We start from the raw sequence: 711 nt of genomic DNA, 5'->3' as shown, positions 1-711 counted from the left end.
TCGAGTCGTGCCCCGGTGTGGGGGTGGGTGAGGATCCGGGTGAAGGATGGTGCGTGTCCGGCGAGTTGGCGGGCGGTGTCGGGGTCGATGGGCCCGTAGCCTTCGAGTTCGCCCGGGGCGTCACCGCCGAGGAGCGTCATTACCGGGACGGTGACGAACACTTTCGCCTGAACACCTTGAACACCTTGAACACCTTGAACACCTTGAACACCTTGGACACCCTGGACACCCTGGTGGCTGGCTCCGCCGGCACTCTCGGCTGGGCCCGCGGTGGTGAGGACGTCTGTGAAGACGTCGGCGCGTAACTGGGTGAGGGTCCGTGGCTCGTCGGGGCTTTGCAGATGGCGGGCGGCGGTGTCGACGCGGTGGAAGATCCCTGCGGCGTGGGTGACGGGTAGGTACGCTTCGAGCCAGGCCATCCCGTCGTGGGCAGGGTTGAGTTGCAGCAGCCGCCCCTGGCGGTGTCGGGGTCGATGGGCCCGTAGCCTTCGAGTTCGCCCGGGGCGTCACCGCCGAGGAGCGTCATTACCGGGACGGTGACGAACACTTTCGCCTGAACACCTTGAACACCTTGAACACCTTGAACACGGGTGGGTGAGGATCCGGGTGAAGGATGGTGCGTGTCCGGCGAGTTGGCGGGCGGTGTCGGGGTCGATGGGCCCGTAGCCTTCGAGTTCGCCCGGGGCGTCACCGCCGAGGAGCGTCATTACC

Annotated in this window: 1 pseudogene; it reads right to left on the bottom strand. The window is 66.7% G+C overall.

Annotation, left to right across the window (positions count from 1 at the left end):
• Positions 1-419: pseudogene (locus tag Y703_RS21790) on the bottom strand (DUF222 domain-containing protein); the annotation flags it as partial.
• Positions 420-711: the final 292 nt, after the last annotated feature.

Source organism: Arthrobacter sp. H20 (assembly GCF_000520515.1).
GTDB lineage: Bacteria > Actinomycetota > Actinomycetes > Actinomycetales > Micrococcaceae > Arthrobacter_D.
This window is presented reverse-complemented; position numbering and strand designations above follow the sequence as displayed.